Consider the following 23,315-nt stretch of genomic DNA (forward strand, 5'->3'; position numbering starts at 1 on the left):
CAGGTGAATGTCCCCGCCTGTGCAGGAAACATCAGCCATTGGTTTTGGGATTGAATTTTGCCTTGAAATCCCGCCAGCTCATTTCCCGTCCAGGGATAAGGCGGGGAATTTCCGCACAGGGACAGCGGTCCATCACGACCTTGAGTCCGGCTTCCGATGCACGTTTTGCAGCTTCATCATTGATGATGCCCTGCTGCATCCACAATACCCTGGCGCCAATGGCAATGGCATCTTCGGCGATGAGGGGGATGTCCCCGGATGGGCGAAAACACTCGACCATATCAACTTTTTCCGGGATATCTTTCAATGAGGGGTAGCATTTTTCACCCAGTACCTCATCATAAAGCGGATTGACCGGAATAATGCGGTAGCCCTCTTCTTTCACGTAGGAAGGCACATAGTTTTTCGGGCCGGCATTGGGCGAACACCCGACGACCGCCACGGTTTTGATGGTCTGGAATATCTCCCGGATACCGACATCATCATCAATAATCATGAATGACTCCTTTTTGAAGGGCAATGGCCCTGTTAACACAAGGATACCATTCGTGAAAAGCTGATAGGTTGCGAAGGGCAAGGCGCAGCGAGAAATCTGGATACCGACGGTGTAAATCACCGTCAAATTCAGATTTTTTGCAGCAATGCCGCCATTTGTGAGATAACGGCTTTGCAACAGGTTTCTTTATGTTAGCAGGACCCAACTGTCAGTCACCATCAAAAAGGCGGGGGATCTCGATGTGCGGACAGCGGTCCATCACAACCTTGAGCCCGGCATCCGATGCGCGCGCTGCCGCCTCTTCATTAATAACCCCAAGCTGCATCCATAACACTTTTGCACCGATGGCAATGGCATCACTGGCAATACCGGCAACGGCATCCGATGGAATAAAGCAATCGACCATGTCGACTTTTTCCGGAATATCGTGCAGGGACGCATAACACTTCATGCCCATGACTTCCTCGTGTTCGGGGTTCACCGGGATAATATTAAACCCTTTTGTCATGAGGTACATCGGCACCATGTTGCCTGCGCCATGGTGCGGCGTGCATCCGACAGCTGCTATGGTCTGGACACTTTCAAGTATGGCCCTGATACCTTTATCACTGTTTACGATCATCATTTTCCTCGCGTTAAACCGAACCTGGCCGGGTCTGTCAGCAGCCCCTTAATTGTACCGTCACATTGGCATGAAACAGGATCGGGGGTTTTAATCTACCCCAAAAACAGGGCATTTGCGGTATTGTCACGGCTCGTCCTGGCGCATCTCCCTGCTCAGGATGGTGCGAACCGCCGGTACATTATCCAGCGACCAGTGCCGGACAGCCTCTTTCCACAGGTCGTCCAGGCTGGTGTCATTTCCCTTGAGCGATGGCATCTCCAGAAATTCAAAAACCGCCAGCAGTGCCGGTACCGGGTTTTTGTCATCCAGTGCCCTGGCCCGTGTCTGCTTGGAGAGCTTTTCCCCTGTCGTATTGACGGCAACGGGCAAATGGGCGTACTCGGGAAAGCTCACGCCAAGGCAATGCTGCAGGTAAATCTGGCGCGGTGTGGAGTCAAGGAGATCTGCCCCCCGCACGATTCGGGTAATGCCCTGCTGTGCATCATCGACAACCACAGCCATCTGGTAGGCAAAACAGCCATCGGCCCTTAAAAGCACAAAGTCGCCGACTTCTTTTGAAAGATCCTGCGACAGACTACCTTGCACCAGATCAACAAAACGGATAGTCTGCCCGGATACCCTGATACGCCAGGCACGGGGCGTTTCTCCGGGAGGAAGACCGGCAGCGCAGGTGCCGGGATAGATGTGGGCGCCATCATGGGCGATATTCGAGTCACTGATTTCCTTTCGGCTGCAGGCGCAGGGATAGACAAGGTTTTTCCCCCTGAGCGCGTCCAAGGCGGCCTGGTAGCTTTTCGTGCGGTCGCTCTGGCGCATGACGGAGCCATTCCACTGAAAGCCGTATGCTTCCAGAGAAAGCATGATGGCCCTGTCATACTCCGGACGGCAGCGGGGCCTGTCCACGTCTTCCATGCGCACCAGCCATTCGCCATTGGAAGCGCAGGCATCCAGGTAGCTGCCCGCAGCCGCGACCAGTGAGCCAAAATGGAGAGGTCCTGTCGGTGATGGGGCAAAACGTCCCCGGTACATTTCAGTATTCATAGGCGAGACACCATCTCATCAGGGCAATCCGGGAAAGGGAAGCTGAAACCGAGTTTGCCGACAGGATGCGCTTTTGTCAATCGCCAGGTATGGCAGACTGTGCTTTGGTCAAATGTGACCTGCAATAAACCCGGAAGGAGGTAATCCCCCTGCCCTCAATCCGGTTGACCGTCAGGGCCTGCCCGATTGCCCGGAAAACTGACGAAGGCTCTGGCATAATTCAGGTATAATCACCCTCCTTCATCCTGTTCATCCTTGATATGTCCCTTCTCACACTCAAACCGTCGGATTATGCCAGGGTGCTCGAGTCACTTGATGAAAACACCTGGGTTGTCGCCTGTTTCTGTGCCGGCTGGTGCGGTTCCTGCCGGGAATACCTGCCCCAGATGGAAGCGCTGGCTGATTCGCGGCAGGATGCGCGTTTTTTCTGGGTCGATATCGAAGACCATGCCGATATGATGGGCGATCTGGATATCGACAAATTCCCGACCATCACCATTCAGCGCGGCAATATCGTCGCCTTTTACAGCTGCATCCATCCGGATGCAAAGCTGGCAGAGCGTATCCTGCAAAGCATGATGGACGAAACACCGGAAACACTTGCCCGGCTGGCCCAAAGCAATGATGAGCGGCGGATGTGGCAAAAAGACTGCAATTTCAGGACCATGCTGCAAAGCGGGCTGGATGCAGGCGGCTGAAAGCCAGTGTTTACCTCCTTTTGTCGCCTTGTGACTTCTCTCAACACCCGCTGTTTCAGACAAAATATGATGCTAACGGGTGCTGGGAGGGTAATTGATGTGGTAATTTATGGGGTAAATTTCTCTCAGTAAAAGCCAGACCGCGCAACAGCGGCGCTGGCAGCAGGACATTGGCAAACCTTCTGTTTCTGGTGGAGGCGCGTAATGAAAAAATATGATGTGGTTGTCATCGGGCTCGGGCCTGCCGGTATGGCAGTCACCAGCATGGCAGCGGAAATGGGCCTGAAAGTGCTGGCTGTGGAAAGCCGCAATGTGGGCGGCGACAGCAGCAACACCGGCGGCATCCCTTCCAAGGCGCTGTTGGCCATCTCCGAGAAAAACCCGATGATGGCTGAGCCTTTTGCCCGTATCAATGCGGATATCAACCATATCCGTGAAAACAAGCTCACCTCCCTCATGGAAAAAGCCGATATCCTGGTGGGGCAAGGGCCTGCGGCTTTTGTGAATGATACCGTCATCCGCGTGGGTGACGAGGAATACACCGGCAAGGATATCTTCATTGCCACGGGTACGCGCCCTTTTATTCCCCCTATCGAGGGGCTGGACAAGGTGGACTACCTCACCAATGAAAACCTCTTCCAGCTGGAGGCGATCCCCCAAAGCCTGACCTTTATCGGCGGCGGCGCCATCGGCTGCGAGATGTCGCAGGCCTTTGCCCGGATGGGGTGCAAATGCACCATCGTGCATGACCGCCCCTGGCTCCTTCCCAACGGGGAGAAAGAGGCGGGAGAACTCCTCCAGCAGGGCTGCGAAAAACTCGGGATCGAGGTTTACAACGCACAGATCATCACACGGGTAAGCCGCCGGGAGAATGGCAATATTGTTGTCCATACGCGCGAAGGACTGGAGATCGAATCGGAAAAGCTGATGGTGGCAGCCGGACGCAGCTATGATTTTTCCTCGCTGCACCTGGAAAACGCCCATGTGGACTACGGCAGGAAAGGCATCACGGTTGACGACTACCTGCGCACCACCAACAAGCATGTCTATGCCATTGGCGACTGCAACGGCTCATACCTGCTTTCACATGCTGCCATGCACCAGGGGATGCTGGCCTTCATGAATACGATGATGATGCCGCCCCTGAAGAAAAAATACCTGAAGTACCCGGTGCCCTGGACGGTGTTTACCGAACCGCAGGTTTCCCATGTGGGAAGGACTTCCGCCGAGCTGGATGCGGAGCATGTGGACTACGAAGTCGTTGAGACAAAATACAGCGACTACGATGCGGCTGTTGCCGAAAACAAGACGGAAGGCTATGTGCGGGTTTACTGCTCTTCTGCAGGCCAGATTTATGGCGTGAGTATTGTGGGGGCTAATTCAGGCGAGATGATCAATGAATGGGCACTGGCCATCCAGCACGATATCGGGCTGTATGACTTGATGATGACGATGCACTCTTTCCCCACGATGGGCTATCTTACCCAGCGGATCGGGGAAAACTGGATGATGAAAAAGATGAAGCCGGGCCTGGTGAAGCGGCTGCTCAGGTTTTTATTTTAGGAGAATGATAACCTCACAGGCGCTCATGCCTAGTGCCATATTATGTCGGCGACTCTGCTTCCATCCTGAGGCGCATCCTGTCCATTAACTCATTACGGGTCACACCCTCTTCTTTCATGGCCGCTTCAGCTTTGGCTTTCCATGCTGTTGCCCGTGTCTTGTCCACTGACTGCCCCAGCTTGCCGTATTCATAGACTTCGTACAGGCGATACATGGCATAGCTTTCTCCTTTTTCGGCCGCTTTAAGGTACCACTCCAGTGCCGCTTTGGGATTCTTCTCAACACCAATACCGTAATCGAAATCACCCGCCAGCATATACATGGCAACGGCATTGCCGTTGGTCGCCGCTTTGGTCCTGAGTTCGTGGGCTTTTTTCCGGTCTTGTTTCACGCCCCAGCCTTTTGAATACAACACCGCCATGCGCTCAAGACAACAATCGTCGTCAGGATCACTCTTCAAGCACCATTCAAGCAGAAGGCGTGCATTGTGATAACTCGTATTGATAACCGTACCGTGCGTAAAGATACCCGCCGCATTGCACTGACCATCCCGGTCATCTTTTTTGGCGGCCTCAACATACCACGTTACCGCTTTTACTTCATCCTTTTCGACACCAAGCCCATCTGCATAGAGATTGCCAAGAGTGGCCATGGCTTTAGCATGTCCCTGCTCAGCCGCCTTGCTGAGCCATTGAAAGGCTTGCTGGTAATCCTTTCTGCCCCCGATCCCCTGTTTATACAACTGTCCCAAGTTGTACTGTCCATACATATCACCCTGTTCGGCTGATTTCATAAACCAGTGAAAGGCTTTTTTCTCATCCTTGAATTCTTTCAGGTAGATATACCCTATCCTGTTCTGGTTGTTGGAATCCTGATTGTGCTCTGGCAGCAGGTAAATTTGCAATACTTCCTGAAACTTTTCCTGATCAAAGAGCTGATCTGCATTTGTAGAACCATTGGAAAAAGCCACATTGGCAATGGTGCAAAGACACAAAACCAGAAACGTTTTCAGGATGGTTTTCATGCTAATCCTTTATGTAGTTCGGGATAAGCCAAAGCTTATCCCGAAAAACCACGGATGGGAACGATTTGGTGCAATTCTAGCGACGGCTGCCTTGATCTCGAATCGTAATCGGGTCAAGCTCACTTTCACGCAAATCAGGTACATCGCTTCTTTGGCCTGTTTCATTAACACCTTTTCCTGAAATCCGTGAAGTTTTGCTTTGAACTTGATATTCATTGCTTTTACGATCTTTAAGGAACTTCGCTTTCATCCACTCAAAGGCCCGCGCTTTCACCTCTTCGCTCATGACACTGTTGGCAAAGAGCAGCGCCTGCCTTGACAGAGGAGGAAGATGGTGGGAGAGCCCGTCCACCACCCTGTCCCAGCAGATGTCTGCTGAGGCGAGTGCTCCTCCAGCCAGGATCGATCCCATCAGTTCGTCTGTCTTGTTGTAAAACCTGGCTATTCCGGCTACGGTGCCGAAAAATTCGCCAACGCCTGCCACGCCCTGTCCCTTGATCACATCAACTGCATAGCCGAAAAGGTGGGTGCTCAGGAGGGATTCGCGAAAGTATTTACCGCCCAGCTCGATGAATTTTTCCGGGTCTTTTCGCCAGTCGAGTTTTCTGAAGTCAATGAGTTCGATGACTTTGTTGTTGTTGAGCCAGGCGTTTTCCTGGTCTACCCATTGCTGCAGGCCTTTGGTATCAAGGTGTCTGCCGTCGGGATCAATGAGTTTGTTGCCCATGAGGCGGAGTTCCTGTAAGGAGAGGTTAATGCCTCTCAGGCTGTTTTCAAAGCCTTTTGTGGTATTGCTGTCCGGGTTGGCTATGGTTTCTTCCACGCCCCATGTATCTGCTGCATGCAAGCTGGTCAGCACATCATCAGACCTTGGCGGGTGGCGGTAGGCCGCCTCGTTATGCCTGGTTTCTCCCTGGTGGATGGCATCGGCGGCATTGATGAGGTTTTCCCTGGTGTAGGTATTTTTAGCGGATTCGGTGAACTTGCCAGCGATGTTGACGAGGTCCTGTTCGGCCGGGTTCACTGGCTGTTTGTTTCGGATTGCGCTAGATAGCGTCTACTTGAGTATGGTTAACGCATTCAACCAAAGGGCGATACAGCGCACCTGCACAGCGGCAGCAAATGTCGCGAGATTTTTTGCGTATCTTGTGGCAATACCCCGCCAGCGTTTGAGATAAAGAAAGACATTTTCCACCAGGTGACGCTTCTGATAAATCTGCCGATCGTAGCTTCTTTTCTCCTTGCGATTTCTTTTCGGGGGTATGACCGGTATGATGTTGCGGGATTTTGCATGGTCAAGAATGGCGTTTGAATCATAACCCCGATCCGCCACCAGATGGCGAGGGGATATCCCATCCATTAACCGTGAAGCCTGCGTACAATCTGCAACGGTACCCGATGTGACAAGACATCTGACCGGCATACCATTCGCATCCACGGCCAGATGTATTTTTGAGTTGAGCCCCCTTTTGTGCGCCCCATGCCCTGGTTGCCTCCTCTTGCCCCCGCCGCGTGCGGGTGAATCTTGATGTGACTTGCATCTATCAGAAGCCATTCAAAATCAGGCTCATCTATCAGGATTTCCAGCAGGCGCTCCCATATGCCCTTGTCGCGCCAGCGGATGAAGCGCTGGTGAACGCTCCCCCATTTTCCGTACTCCGGCAAAAGATCACGCCAGGGGGCGCCTGTGCGTAATATCCAGAATACAGCATTAATGAAGGTGCGGTTATCTTTGGCTATCCTGCCCCATTGACCAGGCTGTCCTGGAAGGTGGGGCTCAAGTAAAGCCCAGGCCTGGTCGGATATGTCGTGGCGTCTGTACGCTGGTCTCATGGAATCTCCTGTTAAAGGGTGGTCTTCCTATAATGATCATCGCTTCATAACATCTGCCATCTGGCAAACAGAGGGAGTTTTATCTCTTATATCTCATGTAGACACTATCTAACGATTTGTCTGCCTATGGATTCTACGACGTCTGTTCTGAACTTATCGCTGGCAGGCTGCATCAGTTGACCCATCGCGCGATAAGGTGTCTGATCCGGCGCTGAGAACGCGCTGTATCTCAGGGCTTCGCTGTCATACGTCTCAGGTATCAGATCGGCCATGCGCGGCAGGGATGAGGGTGCCTCCTCGTTTGTTCCCGCAGGGTATGTCTCTATTTTTGTCTGGGGTATGGCCCTGAATGACGTGATATCTTTCGGCTGATGGGTATTGCTGAGACGCCGGTTGTCGGCTTCGAGTTGTTGCATGCCAGCAAGGGCGGCGTTGAATCCTGTGCTGTCCTGACCGCTGGCAATTTTTTGCATTTGCCTGCCGCTTCAGCCCCAGGTGAGTTTGTCGCTGTCCGGGGGTGCTTTGTAGGGCGCGGCGGCGGCTTCTGTTTCGTGGGGGCGTGGGACGCCGAAAAAGGCGTTCTGGTTTTGGCGTGCCTGTTTTTCGCTGTCGCGTTGCTGTTGATGGATGTTTTGCCATGCAGCGGCATCTGCTTTGTACGGTGCGGCAGGTGCCGGGGTATAAAGTGGCTGGCTTTGCAACGTGGCGCTGTGGTCGTCCCAACTGTCGGTTATGCGCCAGTCGTCGTTTTTCTGGACCGGCAGCCCGTACAGATGATCGTTTTCATTTTCTTTTCCCATTGTGTTTTTCCAGAGGAGTTATGGCGCATCAGGCCATGAGGGTTAAGCAGGACGGTATGCTTTTTTTGCCATGCCGTTTGGCTCCTTCTGTTATACACGCTGTCAAGGGGGTAGGAGGCTGTTTGTCATGAGCAGCCTGTAAGGCTCATGGATACTGGCTCTCACAAAAGAAGAGCACCCGCGCGTTCAGGGGGAAAATCCAATAAGGGTTTCAGGTGGTTTCCTGCCGCCGCCAGACGACGGGTTCCTTGAGTTTTTTGCCGACATCGTCGAGGTAGGCTTCGTGTGCGGCGGCTTCTTCGGGGGTGGCTTTCCTGACGATGACATCCGAAAGGGCAAAGGCCGGGTCGTTCCTGTCAAATTCATCCATCTGGGAAGCCAGGTCAATGCCCAGCGACTCCTGTCCGCGCGTCATGGTGAGATACACGTCTGACAGGAGCGCCGAATCGATCAGGGCACCATGAAGGTCGCGGTGCGTGTTGTCGATCTCATAGCGCTCGCACAGGGCGTCAAGAGAGTTACGCCTGCCGGGAAAATTTTCCCGCGCCATGGCAAGTGTATCGATGATATTGGTCGCCAGCTCGTGTACTTTTGGCAGGTTGAGCCGGGCAAGCTCGGCATTGAGAAAGCCGACGTCAAAGGGCGCATTGTGGATGATGAGTTCTGCCCCGCGGATGTAATCGCAAAAGGCCTGGGCTATCTCGGCAAATTTGGGCTTGTCCCTTAAAAAATCGGTGGTCAGGCCGTGCACTGCCAGCGCGTCCGGGTGGGAATCGCGCTCGGGGTTGATGTAGTGGTGAAAATTGTTTTGGGTCATCTGGCGGCTTTTTAGCTCGATGGCGCCGATCTCGATGATGCGGTCGCCTTCGCTGTGGGAAAGCCCGGTGGTTTCGGTATCCAGTACGATCTGTCGCATGTCGGGTGGTTTTTCTCTTTTTAAAGCAGCCGGGCAAGGAGCGCCTTGTCCCACTGCGGTTCAAGAGGAATTTTGACGATATGTCCGCTGCCGGGCGCCACGGTCAGCGGCGCGCCTTCGACATCCGTCATTTTTTCGAGTGTCACCAGTGCATTACCGCCCGGATGGAGCACTTCGATTTTGTCTCCGATGGAAAAGCGGTTTTTGACGGTAACGGTGGCCCAACCGTTTTCCACGTTTTCCACGTCGCCTACATAGTGGCTGTTGTGCAGTTCGGAAGCGCCGGTGAGGTAGTTCTGGTATTCCTGCGTGTGGTGGCGCTTGTAAAAGCCATCGGTATAACCGCGGTTTGCCAGCCCCTGCAAGGCGCCAAAGAGGCTGGTGTCAAAGGGGCGTCCGGCAACAGCGTCGTCAATGGCCTTGCGGTAGACCTGTGCCGTGCGGGCGACGTAGTAGATGGATTTGGTGCGGCCTTCGATCTTTAAGGAGTTCACCCCGATTCTGACCAGCCGCTCGATATGCTCAACGGCACGCAGGTCTTTGGAATTGAGGATATAGGTGCCGTGTTCGTCCTCGATAACAGGCATGAGCTGTCCGGCCCTTTTGCCTTCCTCGATGAGGTAGACCCTGTCTGCCAGCGGATGTCGCGGCCCTTCTCCGAGTGCGGGAAAGGAGGTGCTGGCCTCATCCATGATCTGCGCCATGAAGACAGGCAGCACATCGCCCTCCTCGTTTTCTTCGGCATTGTGCACGGTGTAGTTCCAGCGGCAGGAATTGGTGCAGGTGCCCTGGTTGGAGTCACGGTGGTTGAAGTAGCCGGAAAGCAGGCAGCGCCCGGAGTACGCCACACAAAGCGCACCATGCACGAATACCTCCAGCTCCATATCCGGGCACTGCTGGCGGATTTCCTCGACTTCATCCAGTGACAGCTCGCGTGAGAGGATGATGCGGGTCAAGCCGATACGCTGCCAGAATTTGACGTCGGCCCAATTGATGGCATTGGCCTGCACGGAAAGGTGGATGGGGATATCGGGCCATTTATCACGCACCATCATGATGAGGCCGGGGTCTGCCATGATGAGGGCGTCGGGTTTCATCGCGATGACAGGCTCCATGTCGGCCATGTAGGTCTTGAGCTTGGCATTGTGCGCATAGATGTTGCTGGCGACATAGAACAGCTTGCCGCGGGCATGGGCTTCGGTAATGCCCTGCTCGAGCATTTGCAGCGAAGAAAAGTCGTTGTTGCGCGCACGCAAGCTGTAGCGGGGCTGTCCGGCGTAGACGGCATCGGCACCAAAATCATAGGCCTTGTGCATCTTGGCGACGGAGCCTGCGGGAAGGAGTAATTCGGGTGCTGCTGGCATGGGATGACTGACTCTCGGTTACGACTAAAAACCGATTATACCGAATCCTGCCCGTGACGCTCCATAAAAGCGATGGGATGTACCTGCCTTTCCGGCATCTTATATCTCAACGGTATGCATTCTCCGGCTTTTGGCGATATGGCGGCTGCGCCAGGGGTCAGGGCCATATTCATTCAGCCCGGGGTCGCTCCTGAAAAAACCGGCAATGATAAAAAGGCACAGGCTGCCAATGGCGGAAAACACGCCAAAGAGATACAGCGCCACGGTCATGGAATCGTACGGTGTGTAAACCTTTGCCTGCAACAGGATGGCAACGGCGACAAGCAGCCATAACGGCAGCAGATACCAGCCGCTTCGGCCGGTGTCATGAAGCCGCCTGAACAGGAGCGCCGTGGCGGGAATGAAGAAAAGCAACTGATAAAAGGCGATCATCGTATCCTGGTAAACACCGCCAATGGTCCGGCACAGCACGGACCAGGCCAAAAAAAACAGCGTATAGAAGAAGAGGTACCCCCAGTATTCGCGCCGATTGGAACGCCCAGTAAAATTTCCCCCAGAGCGAAGCGCCAGCAGATAGTGATCCCACAGGTTATACTCGTCTGTCGGTCTGGTATGTGTCATGTCCCCTCCTTTCCAGGCTGGATTCTTACGATGGATAGACACGCACCTTTTTTCGAGGTTCCCGCAAAAAACGGGATGCCGCACGGGTGGTGAAATGTGCATGGATGTGTAGAATGGGTATTTTGCAAAGCTTGGGCATGTTAACGCTAGACCACCGCTCGCGAAAAGTCGTTTTGTTTCAAAGGGCAAGGCGCATAGGAAAATCTGGATACAGGCGTAGTTAATCACCATCAAATTCAGATTTTTCGAGGCAACACAGCCATGTGGGACATAACGGCTTTGCAGCAGGTTGTTTAGTGTTAGCCTGCCCCAGGCAAACCGAAGGGAAACCCGCCTTTATGCCTGTCAACGAATACAACCAGCCCATCGGGATAAGCCTGCCTGACTGGAAACCGGCAGCCATGCCTGTACCGCACACCCTCACCGGGCGTTTTTGCCGTCTTCTTCCACTGGATGCGGAAAAACATGCCGAGGGGCTTTTTGCTGCGCACCAGCTTGCTGCGGATGACCGCAACTGGACCTACCTGCCCTACGACAGACCCGATACGCTAAAAGCGATGCGGGCTTTTCTGGAAGGACTCACCGGAAGTGAGGGCTTTGTTCATTTTGCCGTGCTTGACAGCCAAAGCGGAAAACCTGTTGGCTCGGTTGCGCTCATGCGGATCGATCCGGCCTCCGGTGTGCTGGAAATCGGGCATGTAAACTTTTCGCCGCGAATGCAGCGGACATCGGCCTCAACAGAAGTGATTTTCCTGCTGCTCTCCTATGCGTTTGACGCGCTGGGCTATCGCCGCTGCGAGTGGAAATGTGATGGCTTAAACGCCCCTTCACGGGCCGCCGCCATGCGTTTTGGCTTTGTCTATGAAGGCACCTTCAAAAACGCGATCGTGACAAAAGGACGCAACCGCGATACGGATTGGTTTACGATCACGGATCAGCGCTGGCCTCACATCCGGGCTGCCTTCATGGCATGGCTGGATGCGGGTAATTTTGACAGTGACGGCAGGCAGATCAGGCGGCTGGGGGATTTTTTTCCGCCTGAAACGCCCTGATTGGCGCCTGCCCCTTTACCAGGGCAGGATATGCTCGCGGTAGAAGTAGCCGCCTGTCGGATCGTCGTCAGCAAAGAGCGCCAGCTCAACGGCTGTCTTTGCCCCCTCTTCCACACTGAGCTCGCCTTCCGGGTTCATGTCGGAGCGGACATTGCCGGGATGGGCGGAATTGACCTTGATAGCCGTATCTTTCAACAAATCGGCCAGATGCACGGTAAAGGCGTTTAAGGCCGTTTTGCTGGCATTGTAGGCAAAGGCCTTGGCGTCCTTGATGGGGGAGTCCGGCATGCTGTGGTAGGTGAGCGAACCCAGGATGCTGGACTGGTTGACGATGCTGCCTGCCGGGCTTTTCCTCAGCAATGGCAAAAGCAGCTGGGTCAGTTCGATAAGATTGAAGAAGTTGGCCTCAAAGGTGTCACGGATCACACTGACAGGCACGGTATCGATCTTGCGCTTGCCATCAATGGAAATCGCGGCATTGTTTACCAGGATATCGAGCCTGCCATAGTCCTTCTCGATCTCATCACGGGTCACGATGAAGGTTTCGGGGTCATTCATGTCAAGGTGCATGTGCCGGATAGTGGTATAACCGGCATTTTTCAGCTCGGCCACGGCTTCCTTGCCGCGAACAGGCACGCGGGAACCCAGGATAACGGTGCAGCCGGCATCCAGCAGCTGGCGGCAGATTTCAAAGCCGATGCCCCTGTTACCGCCGGTGACAAGGGCGACTTTCTGTTCTGACTTTTGCTCTGACATCGTATTCCCCTTTTTGCGATGGTTGATTTCCTGTTTAGTATTTTATGCCAGTTTGCGCAGGAAATGACACGTCTTTCAAGCGTGTCTTGTCACTTCCAGCACACGCAAAAGCGCTTCCTGCCTGCCCGGCATCTGCCACTGGATGGTCTGCCCGACAGAGAGCCCCAAAAGGGCAATGCCGACAGGGGCCAAAACGGAGATGCGGTTTTTGTCGCTATCGGCTTCTTCGGGTGACACGAGGGTCATTTCGTACTGCTCACCGGATTTGTCGTCCACAAAACGGATGGTCGAATTGAGCGTAACGATATCCGCACCGATTTCGCCAGGCTCGACGATGCTGGCACGCCGCAATTCTTCTAGCAGGTCTTTCCTGGCAGGGATATTCCGGTATTTTGGCAAATCCAGGAGTTGCTCCAGGTAGTCAAAATCATCGGCTGTTACGGTAATAGATGGCCTGTCCAACATGCTTGTTCCTTTTTCTGATGTGATTTCCCTGCCATAAGAGCGGGATAAAATAATAGTTTTGCCTTCTTTTCAAGTCGGCGTATGAATACATGATAAATCTGCTTTGCCGTCACTGTACAGCTTGCAATAAAAGCAAGCAATCCGGTTTGAAAGTGCTCAAACCGGATTGCTGTCTTTTCGCTCCGGCCTTATGCCGCCGGCGGCATAAGTGCTATATCAGGGCTTAATCGCGATTTTCAAGACCCCGTCACGCTGGCTCATGAAAAGATCGTATGCTTCCTCGATCTGGTCAAGCTTGTATTCGTGCGTGACCAGGTGCTGAAGGTCAACGCGGCCGCTGCGAACCACATTGAGAAGTCTTCTCATGCGCTCCTTGCCGCCCGGGCAAAGCGAGGTGATGATCTTGTGGTCGCCCAGGCCGGCAGCAAAGGAGTCTGCCGGGATGGACAGCTTGCCGCTGTAGACGCCCAGGCTGGAAAGGGTGCCGCCCGGTTTCAGTACGCGCATGCAGCTTTCGAAGGTGCCTTGCGTACCCAGCGCCTCAATGGCAACATCAACCCCCTGCCCCTTGGTAAGACGCATGATTTCTTCCACCGGATCGACATGGTTGTAGTTGATAGTGATATCCGCGCCCATTTTCTTGGCGATAACGAGACGCTCCTTGATGCCGTCCACGGCAATAATCAGCGTGGCTCCCTTGAGCTTGGCACCGGCTGTGGCACACAGGCCGATCGGGCCCTGCGCGAAGACGACCACGCTGTCGCCGATCTTCACATTGGCGTTTTCTGCACCGGCAAAGCCGGTAGACATGATGTCCGGGCACATGAGCACCTGTTCGTCAGAAACCCCCTCAGGGATATGCTGAAGATTTGCCGTGGCGTATGGCACCAGCAGGTATTCGGCCTGCGATCCGTCAATGGTGTTGCCAAAACGCCAGCCACCGGCTGCAACGCCCTGGCATTGCGATTTGCGGTCATCCAGACAGGTGAAACACTGGCCGCACGGAGTGATGGCCCCCACGACAACACGCTGCCCCTTTTCGTATACACTCTCGACAGCCGAACCCAGCTCTTCAATGACGCCGATCGGCTCATGACCAATGGTCAGGCCGGGTTTTACCGGATACTCACCCTTCAGGATGTGGATGTCAGTACCGCAAATAGTCGTCGTGGTAATACGCACCAGCGCATCGGTCGGGCCGACTTTGGGGATAGGTTTTTCTTCCAGCCGGATTTTTCCTGGTCCGACAAAAACGAGCGCTTTCATTGTTCCCATACTGTAACTCCCTGAAACTGGTTTCCCCAAAAAGCAGGCTGGCCCGGGACATGCGGCAGACAGGCTGTTTGGCATCATTTACTGGCTCGCTGCCTTGTTGTGCCTGCGGCACCAGCGTCCAGCCCCCTCAGTGCCAGATTAACCGCTGTCATGCGTTTTGACCATTGACGCAGAGCAATTTTCGCGGTTTAGAGTCGGCCAAAATCAATTTTGAACCGGCAACGACGGCAGACAGGAAAAAGCCGCCTTGCAGCAGGCCACTTTCGGCAGACACACCGTCACCCGGCGTCATCCCGTCGAGCCCGATACGGTTGCGCCCTTTGTTCCTGGCAGGGTACGGTGCCGTATCCGCGTGCTACCCTGACAGGCTGCGGATCATCGCCATAGTTTTGCCCATCATGTCATCAAGCTCTTCCTTGCACCAGGAGACAAGGGAGTGCTCCATGCCCGGATAGACTGTCGCCTGGGCCTGCCCCCCGGCAGCCTGGTACAGAGCAGCGATACGCTCAGCCGTACCAGGGGGAACACGGACATCGTCGCCGCCCTGGAAAAAACAGGCAGGCGGCAGGCTGGTTGCCTCGCCCGCTTCCAGTATCCTTGCCGGATTGCCCTCATCCATCATGGCAGCATCGCCGAAAAAAGCGCGATGGCACATGAGGATTTCGAGTTCGCCCGCTTTTTCCGCCATGCGAAAACGCGCGACCGGGTCCAGCACCCCGGAGCATGTCATGACAAATGCCTGGCTGGCATCCTTGTCACTGTCCATGGGGATAGCGCTGTAATGGCTGTCATGCGGACACAGGGCAGACAAGAGAATAAGGTGTCCGCCACTGGAAACACCAATACCGCCCACCTTCTCCGGGACAATGCGGTACTGGGCGGCATTGTGCTTGAGCCAGCGAATGGCATAGTTGATATCTTCAAGCGCGGCCGGATACGGCCATTCGGACGGCATGCGAAAATCGATGGCCATGACAACCACGCCATGCGAGGCAATAAGATTGGCAAAGCCATGGGTTGACGTGCGGTCACCCGACACCCACGCGCCACCGTGAACGCAGACAGCCGCAGGAAACGGGCCTTTTCCGCCCGGATAGTAAATGATGGCGCGCAGGGTGCGCCCACCGACTTCAAGCCAGGTGACTTCCCGCATACTCACGGAAAAATCGGGCGATGGTAATGGCAAAGGGTCACGCATCAGGGTCTCCCTTTCTTGTTGCAGATAAAAGCAACTATACCCGCATTATGACCTGTTGGCTTTCGCAAGAAAAGAGATAGTGGGCAATACAAACTTTTTGTGTTTCGTCCCCTGCTGATGCTACAATCCATGCTCGGTGTGCCCGGGTGGTGAAATTGGTAGACACAAGAGACTTAAAATCTCTCGCCAGTAATGGCGTACCGGTTCGATTCCGGTCCCGGGCACCATGGACAAAAAAGCCAATTAAAATCAACAGATTGCAGCGCGACCGGATTGCTGGAAACTCTCTCTTAGCGATTTCTCGCCCTCTCATCACGGAAAAATCACGTAAGAATCACGGAATTAAAGTCTCCTGCGTGAATCAAACTGCCAGCGTCTTACTTTAAGTTATAACTTCTTCAGCTTGGCAATGGCATCCTTGTCACCCTGATCAGCAGCTTTCTTGTACCATCTGATAGCCTCCTCGCGATCCTGCTTTACCCCGTTGCCGAGTTCATAAGCTTCGCCGAGAAGTACCTGTGCATCTGCCAGTCCCTGGTTTGCCGCTTTCTGGAACAATGCTGCGGCTGTTTCAGGATTCTTGCCTACCCCTTGCCCTCGTATGTAATGCAAACCAAGATTGAATTGTGCCGGCGCATATCCCTGTTTCGCGGATAGCTCATACCACTTGTTTGCCTCGACATAATCCTGTTTCACACCGTGCGCATGGGAATACATCGAACCCAGGTTGAACTGGGCCATGGCGTTATTCTTTTCGGCTGCCGCGCGGAACAGGGTCTTTGCTTTGGCATAATCCTGTTTGACGCCCCTTCCAAAACGGGTCATGCTCCCCAAGTTGACCATGGCACTCGTATCCCCCTGGTCTACCGCTTTTTGGTACCAGGAAGCAGCTTTTGCCTCATCTTTTTTGATGCCCCTGCCGTCTTCGTAGGCCAGGCCAAGATTGTATTGTGCATTGGCTTCACCTTGCTCAGCAGCTTTTCCTGTCCAGTACGTGGCCTTTTTCAGGTCTTTGTTAACCCCTTTTCCTTCACGATAGAGCTTGGCAAGTCCAATCTGGGCTTTTGGATTACCTTGATTGGCGGATTTTTGCAGAAATTCAAAGGCTTTTTTGTAATCACCCGCCTGGAAGTGTTTCACTCCTTCAGACAGATTGTCTGCATGAACCATGCCAACCATTCCCAAAAAACAGATGGCGCTTATATTAAAAAGCAAACGACTCAACGAAAAACGGCTCCTTCTGATAGCACTGTCCATAACATCTCCTGTGTCGTTTTAAGGGATACCTGCACGCAGCAGCAGGCACGGCAAAAAAGAAATCATGCCATAGTTTTTTGCATTACCAAAGCAAAGGCCGGGCAATGTTATCCGGCCTTTGTCCCTGCAATGAACACGAGCGGTTTTTTAATAGGCTGTATCTCCACGATGCACGATGTTGCCGAATTCTATCGCCCTCTGAATGTAATCAGCAGCAATTTCACTCATTTTCGACAGCGCAGCATTCTGCCCGATATTCAACATCAAAGAATCGTTGCGGCCTGCAGTTGCGGTGGAAAATCCGTAGGCCAGCATATTGGCAACAGCTGTTGAGGCCGCCTTTCTTTTTGCTTTGCTACTGGCAACTGCACTCTTTGCCTTCCGCATGGCTTCAGCATTACTCATGCCGCGTGATTTATACGTTTCGTAGTCTGCGACCAATTCTTCATTTTTCGCCAGCATTTCAGCAGGCATGCTGTCCAGTTCCTCAATAAACCGTTGATGTTCTTTCAGATAGCTGCTTGCCACATCAAAAGGAATGGCAAAAGAAGCAACAGCCTTGCCTCCCCATGCTCTTGTTGCCAAGGAAAAAAAGGCCGCATCGGGCGCTCGCTCCATCATTTCACTACCCGTTTTTGTCAGGGCTCCTGTTGCAGTGTACATGCCATTGGATTTGAACAGATCGCCATCATTTTCTGCCGCATTTTGTATATCCATGATTTCGTTGCGCTTGTCGGCAAGCGTATCCATCACCTTATCACCCCCACTCAAATTTGAAAGATAATTCAGTGACTGCGGAAAGAAATCCACTCCTTTCGCGGGAAAAGAACCAAGCACTCCCGCTGCCAAACCAAGTCCCAACTGGTTTGCAACCTTGCCGATAGGCTGGCCATAAAGCCGGGCAATGTTTTCCAGTTGTTCATACGAGTAGGCGCCTTCGTGCGCGGCTGCGTGGTAGGCATTCTGGTATTTCCCCCATCCTGTGGCGTTTTCATCCTGGTTTCGTGCCTGTTGTGCGGTTGATTTCAGTATCTGTTCCAATTCCCGGGCACGTTTGATTCTGGCATTGTCTTTTTCAAGGTTTTCCATGCCGTAATTCACGGCACGAAAGGAGGGGCTGTTGTCGGGGTTCAGGTTTCCCCAGCTGTCTGCGGAAGGTACAGTTGTCAGCCGAGTGTAATCGGGCTCGAAAAGTATTTTGTCGAGGCGCTCTGCCTCTTCAAACCATTGCGGATCATCGTCACCCCGTTCCATTTTGGTGAATGCTTTGACTTCTGCATTGTGGGCGGAATTATCGGTATTGGCATTGTTCTGGTTGCTCTCAAACCAGTTTTCTCCCCACTTATAGCTGGTGCTGTCCGGTTTCTTTTGAACGGATTTAACCGGAGTTGCTGGTACAGGGAAATCAATTTTTACGGGATACAGTGTATTGTCTGCCTGAAAGCCATTTTTTCCTCTGCCGTCAAGGCTGTAATCGGGATTTTGCTGTGTTTGCGGTTCTGGGAAGGGAGTAGCGGTGATGCCAGCAATCTGGCTGGCATTTTGCTGCCAGGCACTGGTATGGCCAGTGATATCGAAACCGGTTTTGCTGATGAAATGGTCTTCAGCATTGTCGAACAGGTGGTTATTCCTGTTTTCATCAAATAAATTGGACATGTGTCCTCCTTGATATAAAGTAAAAAAGCACCGTTTTTGCAGTGCGCCCTACTGTTATACCGCGCTGTCAAGAGGGGACGAAATGTTTATCCGAATGTTTGTCACATGCGCCGGAGAGACAGGTATAGAGCGGCTTTCAGAGTATGCCCCATACGCTAAAAACAAGTCGATTTTGATATCATCCTAAGCCTTTTCCGATCGGGCTCAAGACACGTACAATTGGGATAAGTCTTTTCATGGCGCCACCCCCCAAGATATTTGATGCCAGCATGAAAAAAACATGAAATTTATTACGGAAAATTCACGGATGACACGCTAGAAACCCGCGTAAACACTGGAGTTCGGATTCCGGTCCCGGGCACCATCTTCTGTTCTGCATCTCTGCCCTCCATCCTCCCTGTCTGCGCCTGCCTGATTTGCTTATTCATCTCTTTACGGTGAATGGAATAGTCTCGGCATATTTGATAACAGCCTCTAGCTGTTTAGTCCCGGCCTTTGATGGCACAATCATGTCATCTGAATGGAAGGAAATATTATGAGACAGATTTTACACAGCAGCGCCACAACAACAGAGGCTGTGCGTCGAGCAATACAAAATAGTCAAGAGAGCGTGAGGGCGTTAGCAAAGCGCTATGGCATCAACCCCAAGACAGTGGCGAAATGGCGCAGGCGGGAAACCGTCAAGGATTTGCCCACTGGCCCGAAAAATCCTTCTTCAACCGTATTGTCCGTAGAAGAGGAAGCCATTATTGTGGCTTTCCGGCGGCATACCCTGTTTCCCCTTGATGATTGCCTTTATGCCCTGCAACCCACTATCGCTCACCTGAGCCGATCTTCATTACATCGCTGTTTACAGCGTCATGGCATATCCCGCTTGCCAGAAGTTCAGGGCGACAAACCAGTGCCAAAGAAATTCAAGACTTATCCTATTGGCTGCTTCCCTATCGACATAGCCGAAGTACGAACCGCTGAAGGTCGGCTTTATCTGTTTGCAGCAATAGACCGAACCAGCAAGTTTGCCTATGTGGAATTGCACCAGCGAGCAGGAAAAATGCAGGCGGCACAGTTTTTACGCAACCTGCAGGAGGCTTTGCCTTATGCCATTCATACTGTCCTGACGGATAACGGGATTCAATTCACCAACAGAGAAAAGGATCGGTTTGCCTTTGAGCATATTTTTGATCGTGTTTGCAGGGAAAACGGCATTGAGCACCGACTGACCAAGGTAAAGCATCCATGGACCAACGGCCAGGTTGAACGAATGAACCGCACGGTCAAGCAAGCGACTGTCAATCGATATCATTATGACGATCACAAGCAGTTTGAAAACTATCTCCAGAATTTCATGAATGCCTATAATTTCGCCCGCCGATTGAAGTCTTTAAAAGGGCTTACGCCTTATGAATTTATTTGCAAAATCTGGACAACTCAGCCACATCGTTTTACTCTAAACCCTAGCCATCAAATGCCGGGACTAAACAGCTAGGGTCATTTAAACCTCCGCTTCATCCTCCGGTTACCGGTGGAAAAAAAGCCACCTCACACCCTTCGGTAATGGGGGTATCCGGCCCTGTCATTTTATGGTCGCAGGCCATCCTCAATACCTTGTCCGGCCCCAGCACATCCGCCCAGACGCCTCCTCTTGCGGCCAGGAACTCCCGCACATCACCAACCGTCCTGACATCATCAGGCAGACTGGCCGATTCAGCCGTGCTATTCAACGCCACACGGACGCTGGCAAAAAAACGAAGCTCGATATTCATAAATGCATCAATCCGATTAAAGGAAGAAACCGCACCATATCCCCTTTTTTGATGAGATTGCCGGGTGGGTTATCAATCAGTCCATCGCTCCAGGTCACCGATGACAGCACGCCGGACCCCTGATTTTCAAAAAGTTCCAGGCCGTTTTCATCGTTGATCCTTGCCCGGAGAAATTCGTTGCGCTCTTCAGCCTTGCCCATTGAAAAATCAGCCCGCATCCTGACAGCAAGCGGTTTTACATCCTGAACGCCCATCATGCGCAAAAGAAAAGGCCGGACAAAAATCAGGAAGGTAACAAAACTGGAAACCGGATTGCCCGGCAAACCGATAAAAGGCGTCAGTTTGTAAGCACTCTTGTTTTTTTTGGTGCGGATGATTTCCCCATACGCCATCGGTTTGCCCGGCTTGACGGCTATCTGCCAAAGCGTGATTTTTCCATGCGCCTCAACCGCTTCCCTGACATGGTCTTCCTCTCCAACAGACATCCCGCCTGAAGCCAGAATCAGGTCGTGCCGATCCACCGTATCCAAAAGCGCTTTTCGGGTGGAAAACAACTCATCAGGCACATTGCCGTAATCGGTGACAATACATCCGAAATTTTCCAGTAATGCGCGCAGCAGATAGCGGTTTGAATTATAAACATGGCCAGGCCTCAGGAACTCGCCAGGCATGACAATTTCATTACCAGTGGAAAAAAAGGCAACGCGCGGACGACGCACGACAGGAAGATCAAGATAACCGACAGACCCTGCCAGCCCGAGATGCTGGGCCTTGAGGCGTGTCCCTTTTTCCAGGACCCTGTCTTCTTTTTTGATGCTCTCCCCGGTTTTGCGTATCCACTCGCCCGGCTTCGGTATATGCCGGACCGTCACCGTTTTCCCATCGGATTCGCAGTTTTCCTGGATCACAATCGCATCAGCACCCTCCGGAACGGGAGCGCCAGTAAATATCCGTGCGGCCTCCCCTTTTCTCAAGAGCTTGCCGGTTGTGCCAGCCTGGATACGCTGGGTGATTTTCAGCGAAGCATCCCCGCTTGCGCAGTCTTCGGCACGGACTGCGTAACCATCCATGGAAGAATTATCGGCATTGGGAACATTGATACGGGAAAAGATATCCTCAGCCAGAACCCTTCCATTGGCATTATGCGTTTTCACCACTTCCCCCTCCAGTGCAGGAGGCACGGCATCCATAAGACGCGCTAAGGCTTCGTCAGTCGATAGCATTGAATTCCCTGAAAGGCTTTTGTCAGAATCACGAACCAGCACACAGTTTCAGACAAAAACACGGGTTTTGCCTTACCCGGCATCAATATCCCCTGTTTTAATGATAAAAAAACAACAAAATCTACAGGCCGGTATGTTCCGCTATGTAGTGCTTGACCTCGTCTGCCTTATCCGGCATGACGATAAAACGCTGCGGCAATGCCTCAATGTTCTCAAATCCTGCCGGACGCTCGGCATCTGCTCCCAGTGCTTCACGGATGGTTTCATTGAATTTGGCAGCAAGCGCGGTCTCAAGCACAATCATGGGTATACCCGCCTCCTGATGCTCCCTTGCCACCTTTACCCCATCGGCGGTGTGGGTATCTATCACGATGCCATAGGCCTCCTTGACAAACCGGATGGTAGCCAACCGATCCTGGTGGGTGGAGCGGCCGGATTCAAAACCGAATGCGGGCACCTTCAGAAACTCGTCGCCATCGCTTCCGGGCCTGCCGGAAAGATCAAAATATCCCCGGCTTTCAATCTGGCGGAAAAGCGCATTGACCCGCTGGCCATCCTGACCCAGGAGATCATAGACAAAGCGCTCGAAATTGGATGCCTTGGAGATATCCATTGATGGGCTGCTCGTATGCAGGGTTTCGGCTGATTTGCGCACCCGGTAAACCCCCGTGCGGAAAAACTCATCCAGGACATCGTTTTCATTCGTTGCCACGACCAGTTTGGCAATCGGCAATCCCATCATGCGCGCAATATGGCCGGCGCAGATATTGCCGAAATTGCCCGAGGGCACCGTAAAGGAGACTTTCTGGCTGTTGCTTTCCGTTGCCTCCAGATAACCCCGGAAATAATAGATAACCTGTGCCACCACCCTTGCCCAGTTGATGGAGTTGACCGTTCCGATTTTCTGGCGGGACTTGAACGGCAGATCATTCGAGACTGCCTTGACGATATCCTGGCAGTCATCAAAAACGCCCTCAATGGCGATATTGAAAATATTGGGATCAGGCAGGCTGAACATCTGCGCCGTCTGGAAAGCACTCATTTTCCCGTGAGGAGAAAGCATGAAAACACGGATACCCTTTTTCCCCCGCATGGCATACTCGGCAGCACTGCCTGTATCGCCTGAGGTGGCTCCCAGGATATTCAGTTCGGCATGCTGACGGGCCAGCTCGTATTCAAAGAAATTGCCCAGAAGCTGCATGGCCATATCCTTGAACGCCAGTGTGGGGCCACCGGAAAGGCCAAGCAGTGCCAAAACCTTGCCATCCTTTTCTTCCAGTACCCGTAAAGGCGTGATTTTTGCCGCATCCTGATCCGGACGCACATTCCGGTATATCTCCGGAGTATAGGTTTTGTGAATCAGTGCCTTGAGATCGGCTTCCGGCATATCGGTTGCAAATTTCTTCAACACTTCACAGGCGAGATCCGCATAGGAAAGACGACGCCAGGCAGTCAGTTCCTCATCCGTTACCCGGGGATAGGCTAGAGGCATGTAAAGGCCGCCATCAGGGGAAAGCCCCTCCAGCAGAATCTGTAAAAATGATCGCTTCTCCGCTTCTTTACGAAAAGCGCGGGTTGAAATGTATTGCATATCAAATCCGGATATATCAAACAGGTAATTGTACCGCTTTTATTTGACAAATTGACAGGGACACGCATATCCATTCTGTCTTTCCACCGGAAAGAACC

At 52.9% G+C, this 23,315-nt stretch carries 24 protein-coding genes and 1 tRNA gene; 5 read left to right on the forward strand and 20 right to left on the reverse strand.

Going from position 1 to position 23,315, the window contains the following annotated elements; translation table 11 throughout:
- Nucleotides 1-31: 31 nt before the first annotated feature.
- The 3 genes from NB640_RS01050 to gluQRS all read right to left on the reverse strand — a co-directional run bounded on the left by NB640_RS01050 (nt 32) and on the right by gluQRS (nt 2,162).
- Complete coding sequence (locus NB640_RS01050; protein WP_269309294.1) at nt 32-496, reverse strand: CoA-binding protein; 465 nt, start codon at nt 494-496, stop codon at nt 32-34.
- A 208-nt stretch (nt 497-704) separates the two neighbouring features.
- The gene (locus tag NB640_RS01055) at nt 705-1,121 is read right to left on the reverse strand and encodes a CoA-binding protein (protein WP_269309295.1); all 417 of its coding nucleotides are present in this window, start codon (nt 1,119-1,121) and stop codon (nt 705-707) included.
- 123 nt (nt 1,122-1,244) lie between these two features.
- Nucleotides 1,245-2,162 (reverse strand): tRNA glutamyl-Q(34) synthetase GluQRS, encoded by a 918-nt coding sequence (gene gluQRS / locus NB640_RS01060; protein WP_269309296.1) that lies wholly within the window; start codon nt 2,160-2,162, stop codon nt 1,245-1,247.
- A 260-nt stretch (nt 2,163-2,422) separates the two neighbouring features.
- Between gluQRS and NB640_RS01065 the strand changes: the two genes are divergently transcribed.
- Together NB640_RS01065 and NB640_RS01070 are read left to right on the forward strand one after the other, a co-directional pair.
- The gene (locus NB640_RS01065) at nt 2,423-2,860 is read left to right on the forward strand and encodes a thioredoxin family protein (protein WP_269309298.1); all 438 of its coding nucleotides are present in this window, start codon (nt 2,423-2,425) and stop codon (nt 2,858-2,860) included.
- A 204-nt stretch (nt 2,861-3,064) separates the two neighbouring features.
- The gene (locus NB640_RS01070; protein ID WP_269309299.1) at nt 3,065-4,423 is read left to right on the forward strand and encodes a dihydrolipoyl dehydrogenase family protein; all 1,359 of its coding nucleotides are present in this window, start codon (nt 3,065-3,067) and stop codon (nt 4,421-4,423) included.
- A gap of 40 nt (nt 4,424-4,463) precedes the next feature.
- Here NB640_RS01070 and NB640_RS01075 read toward each other — a convergent pair whose 3' ends face one another.
- The 8 genes from NB640_RS01075 to NB640_RS01115 all read right to left on the reverse strand — a co-directional run bounded on the left by NB640_RS01075 (nt 4,464) and on the right by NB640_RS01115 (nt 10,981).
- Nucleotides 4,464-5,447 (reverse strand): tetratricopeptide repeat protein, encoded by a 984-nt coding sequence (locus tag NB640_RS01075; protein ID WP_269309300.1) that lies wholly within the window; start codon nt 5,445-5,447, stop codon nt 4,464-4,466.
- Nucleotides 5,448-5,523: 76 nt separating this feature from the next.
- Nucleotides 5,524-6,471 (reverse strand): hypothetical protein, encoded by a 948-nt coding sequence (locus NB640_RS01080; RefSeq protein WP_269309301.1) that lies wholly within the window; start codon nt 6,469-6,471, stop codon nt 5,524-5,526.
- 33 nt (nt 6,472-6,504) lie between these two features.
- A protein-coding gene (locus NB640_RS12990) for an IS5 family transposase (protein ID WP_408637931.1) occupies nt 6,505-7,280 on the reverse strand; the annotation gives its coding sequence in 2 pieces (ribosomal slippage) (nt 6,505-6,908 and nt 6,908-7,280; 777 coding nt in all).
- A gap of 104 nt (nt 7,281-7,384) precedes the next feature.
- Nucleotides 7,385-7,753, reverse strand: coding sequence for a hypothetical protein (locus NB640_RS01095; protein WP_269309302.1), 369 nt, complete (start codon nt 7,751-7,753; stop codon nt 7,385-7,387).
- Between the two features lie 12 nt (nt 7,754-7,765).
- Nucleotides 7,766-8,080 (reverse strand): hypothetical protein, encoded by a 315-nt coding sequence (locus tag NB640_RS01100; RefSeq protein WP_269309303.1) that lies wholly within the window; start codon nt 8,078-8,080, stop codon nt 7,766-7,768.
- Nucleotides 8,081-8,291: 211 nt separating this feature from the next.
- A complete protein-coding gene (gene dnaQ / locus NB640_RS01105) occupies nt 8,292-8,996 on the reverse strand; it encodes a DNA polymerase III subunit epsilon (protein ID WP_269309304.1) in 705 nt (234 codons plus the stop codon).
- 20 nt (nt 8,997-9,016) lie between these two features.
- On the reverse strand, nt 9,017-10,360 hold the full coding sequence (gene trhP, locus NB640_RS01110) for a prephenate-dependent tRNA uridine(34) hydroxylase TrhP (protein ID WP_269309305.1): 1,344 nt from the start codon (nt 10,358-10,360) through the stop codon (nt 9,017-9,019).
- 99 nt (nt 10,361-10,459) lie between these two features.
- Nucleotides 10,460-10,981 carry a DUF805 domain-containing protein gene (locus NB640_RS01115; RefSeq protein WP_269309306.1) on the reverse strand — a complete coding sequence of 174 codons (522 nt, stop codon included), beginning with the start codon at nt 10,979-10,981 and terminating at the stop codon, nt 10,460-10,462.
- Nucleotides 10,982-11,319: 338 nt separating this feature from the next.
- Here NB640_RS01115 and NB640_RS01120 point away from each other — a divergent pair, with 338 nt between their 5' ends.
- Nucleotides 11,320-12,033: a GNAT family N-acetyltransferase gene (locus NB640_RS01120; RefSeq protein WP_269309307.1), complete on the forward strand. Its 714-nt coding sequence runs from the start codon at nt 11,320-11,322 to the stop codon at nt 12,031-12,033.
- 15 nt (nt 12,034-12,048) lie between these two features.
- Here NB640_RS01120 and NB640_RS01125 read toward each other — a convergent pair whose 3' ends face one another.
- From NB640_RS01125 to NB640_RS01140, 4 genes are all read right to left on the reverse strand, one after another.
- Nucleotides 12,049-12,789 carry an SDR family NAD(P)-dependent oxidoreductase gene (locus NB640_RS01125; RefSeq protein ID WP_269309308.1) on the reverse strand — a complete coding sequence of 247 codons (741 nt, stop codon included), beginning with the start codon at nt 12,787-12,789 and terminating at the stop codon, nt 12,049-12,051.
- A 75-nt stretch (nt 12,790-12,864) separates the two neighbouring features.
- Entirely contained in the window at nt 12,865-13,254 is a 390-nt protein-coding gene (gene rnk / locus NB640_RS01130) for a nucleoside diphosphate kinase regulator (RefSeq protein ID WP_269309309.1), read from the reverse strand.
- 216 nt (nt 13,255-13,470) lie between these two features.
- Nucleotides 13,471-14,529 (reverse strand): NAD(P)-dependent alcohol dehydrogenase, encoded by a 1,059-nt coding sequence (locus tag NB640_RS01135; RefSeq protein WP_269309310.1) that lies wholly within the window; start codon nt 14,527-14,529, stop codon nt 13,471-13,473.
- A gap of 355 nt (nt 14,530-14,884) precedes the next feature.
- Nucleotides 14,885-15,727 (reverse strand): alpha/beta hydrolase, encoded by an 843-nt coding sequence (locus NB640_RS01140; RefSeq protein WP_269309311.1) that lies wholly within the window; start codon nt 15,725-15,727, stop codon nt 14,885-14,887.
- A 140-nt stretch (nt 15,728-15,867) separates the two neighbouring features.
- Between NB640_RS01140 and NB640_RS01145 the strand changes: the two genes are divergently transcribed.
- Nucleotides 15,868-15,954, forward strand: a tRNA-Leu gene (locus tag NB640_RS01145).
- 160 nt (nt 15,955-16,114) lie between these two features.
- On the opposite strand, the gene NB640_RS01150 is transcribed toward NB640_RS01145, so the two are convergent.
- Together NB640_RS01150 and NB640_RS01155 are read right to left on the reverse strand one after the other, a co-directional pair.
- Nucleotides 16,115-16,897: a tetratricopeptide repeat protein gene (locus NB640_RS01150; RefSeq protein WP_269309312.1), complete on the reverse strand. Its 783-nt coding sequence runs from the start codon at nt 16,895-16,897 to the stop codon at nt 16,115-16,117.
- 234 nt (nt 16,898-17,131) lie between these two features.
- Nucleotides 17,132-18,640 (reverse strand): hypothetical protein, encoded by a 1,509-nt coding sequence (locus NB640_RS01155; protein ID WP_269309313.1) that lies wholly within the window; start codon nt 18,638-18,640, stop codon nt 17,132-17,134.
- A 535-nt stretch (nt 18,641-19,175) separates the two neighbouring features.
- Between NB640_RS01155 and NB640_RS01160 the strand changes: the two genes are divergently transcribed.
- On the forward strand, nt 19,176-20,126 hold the full coding sequence (locus NB640_RS01160; protein WP_269309314.1) for an IS481 family transposase: 951 nt from the start codon (nt 19,176-19,178) through the stop codon (nt 20,124-20,126).
- A gap of 19 nt (nt 20,127-20,145) precedes the next feature.
- On the opposite strand, the gene moaD is transcribed toward NB640_RS01160, so the two are convergent.
- The 3 genes from moaD to thrC form a co-directional block, all read right to left on the reverse strand.
- The gene (moaD, locus tag NB640_RS01165; protein WP_269309315.1) at nt 20,146-20,403 is read right to left on the reverse strand and encodes a molybdopterin converting factor subunit 1; all 258 of its coding nucleotides are present in this window, start codon (nt 20,401-20,403) and stop codon (nt 20,146-20,148) included.
- Nucleotides 20,400-21,626, reverse strand: a complete 1,227-nt coding sequence (locus NB640_RS01170; protein ID WP_269309316.1) for a molybdopterin molybdotransferase MoeA — start codon at nt 21,624-21,626, stop codon at nt 20,400-20,402. The genes moaD and NB640_RS01170 overlap by 4 nt, the downstream gene beginning before the upstream one ends.
- 121 nt (nt 21,627-21,747) lie before the next feature.
- Nucleotides 21,748-23,217, reverse strand: a complete 1,470-nt coding sequence (thrC, locus tag NB640_RS01175; protein WP_269309317.1) for a threonine synthase — start codon at nt 23,215-23,217, stop codon at nt 21,748-21,750.
- Nucleotides 23,218-23,315: the final 98 nt, after the last annotated feature.

The organism is Oxalobacter vibrioformis (genome assembly GCF_027118995.1).
In the GTDB taxonomy this organism is placed as follows: Bacteria; Pseudomonadota; Gammaproteobacteria; order Burkholderiales; family Burkholderiaceae_D; genus Oxalobacter; species Oxalobacter vibrioformis.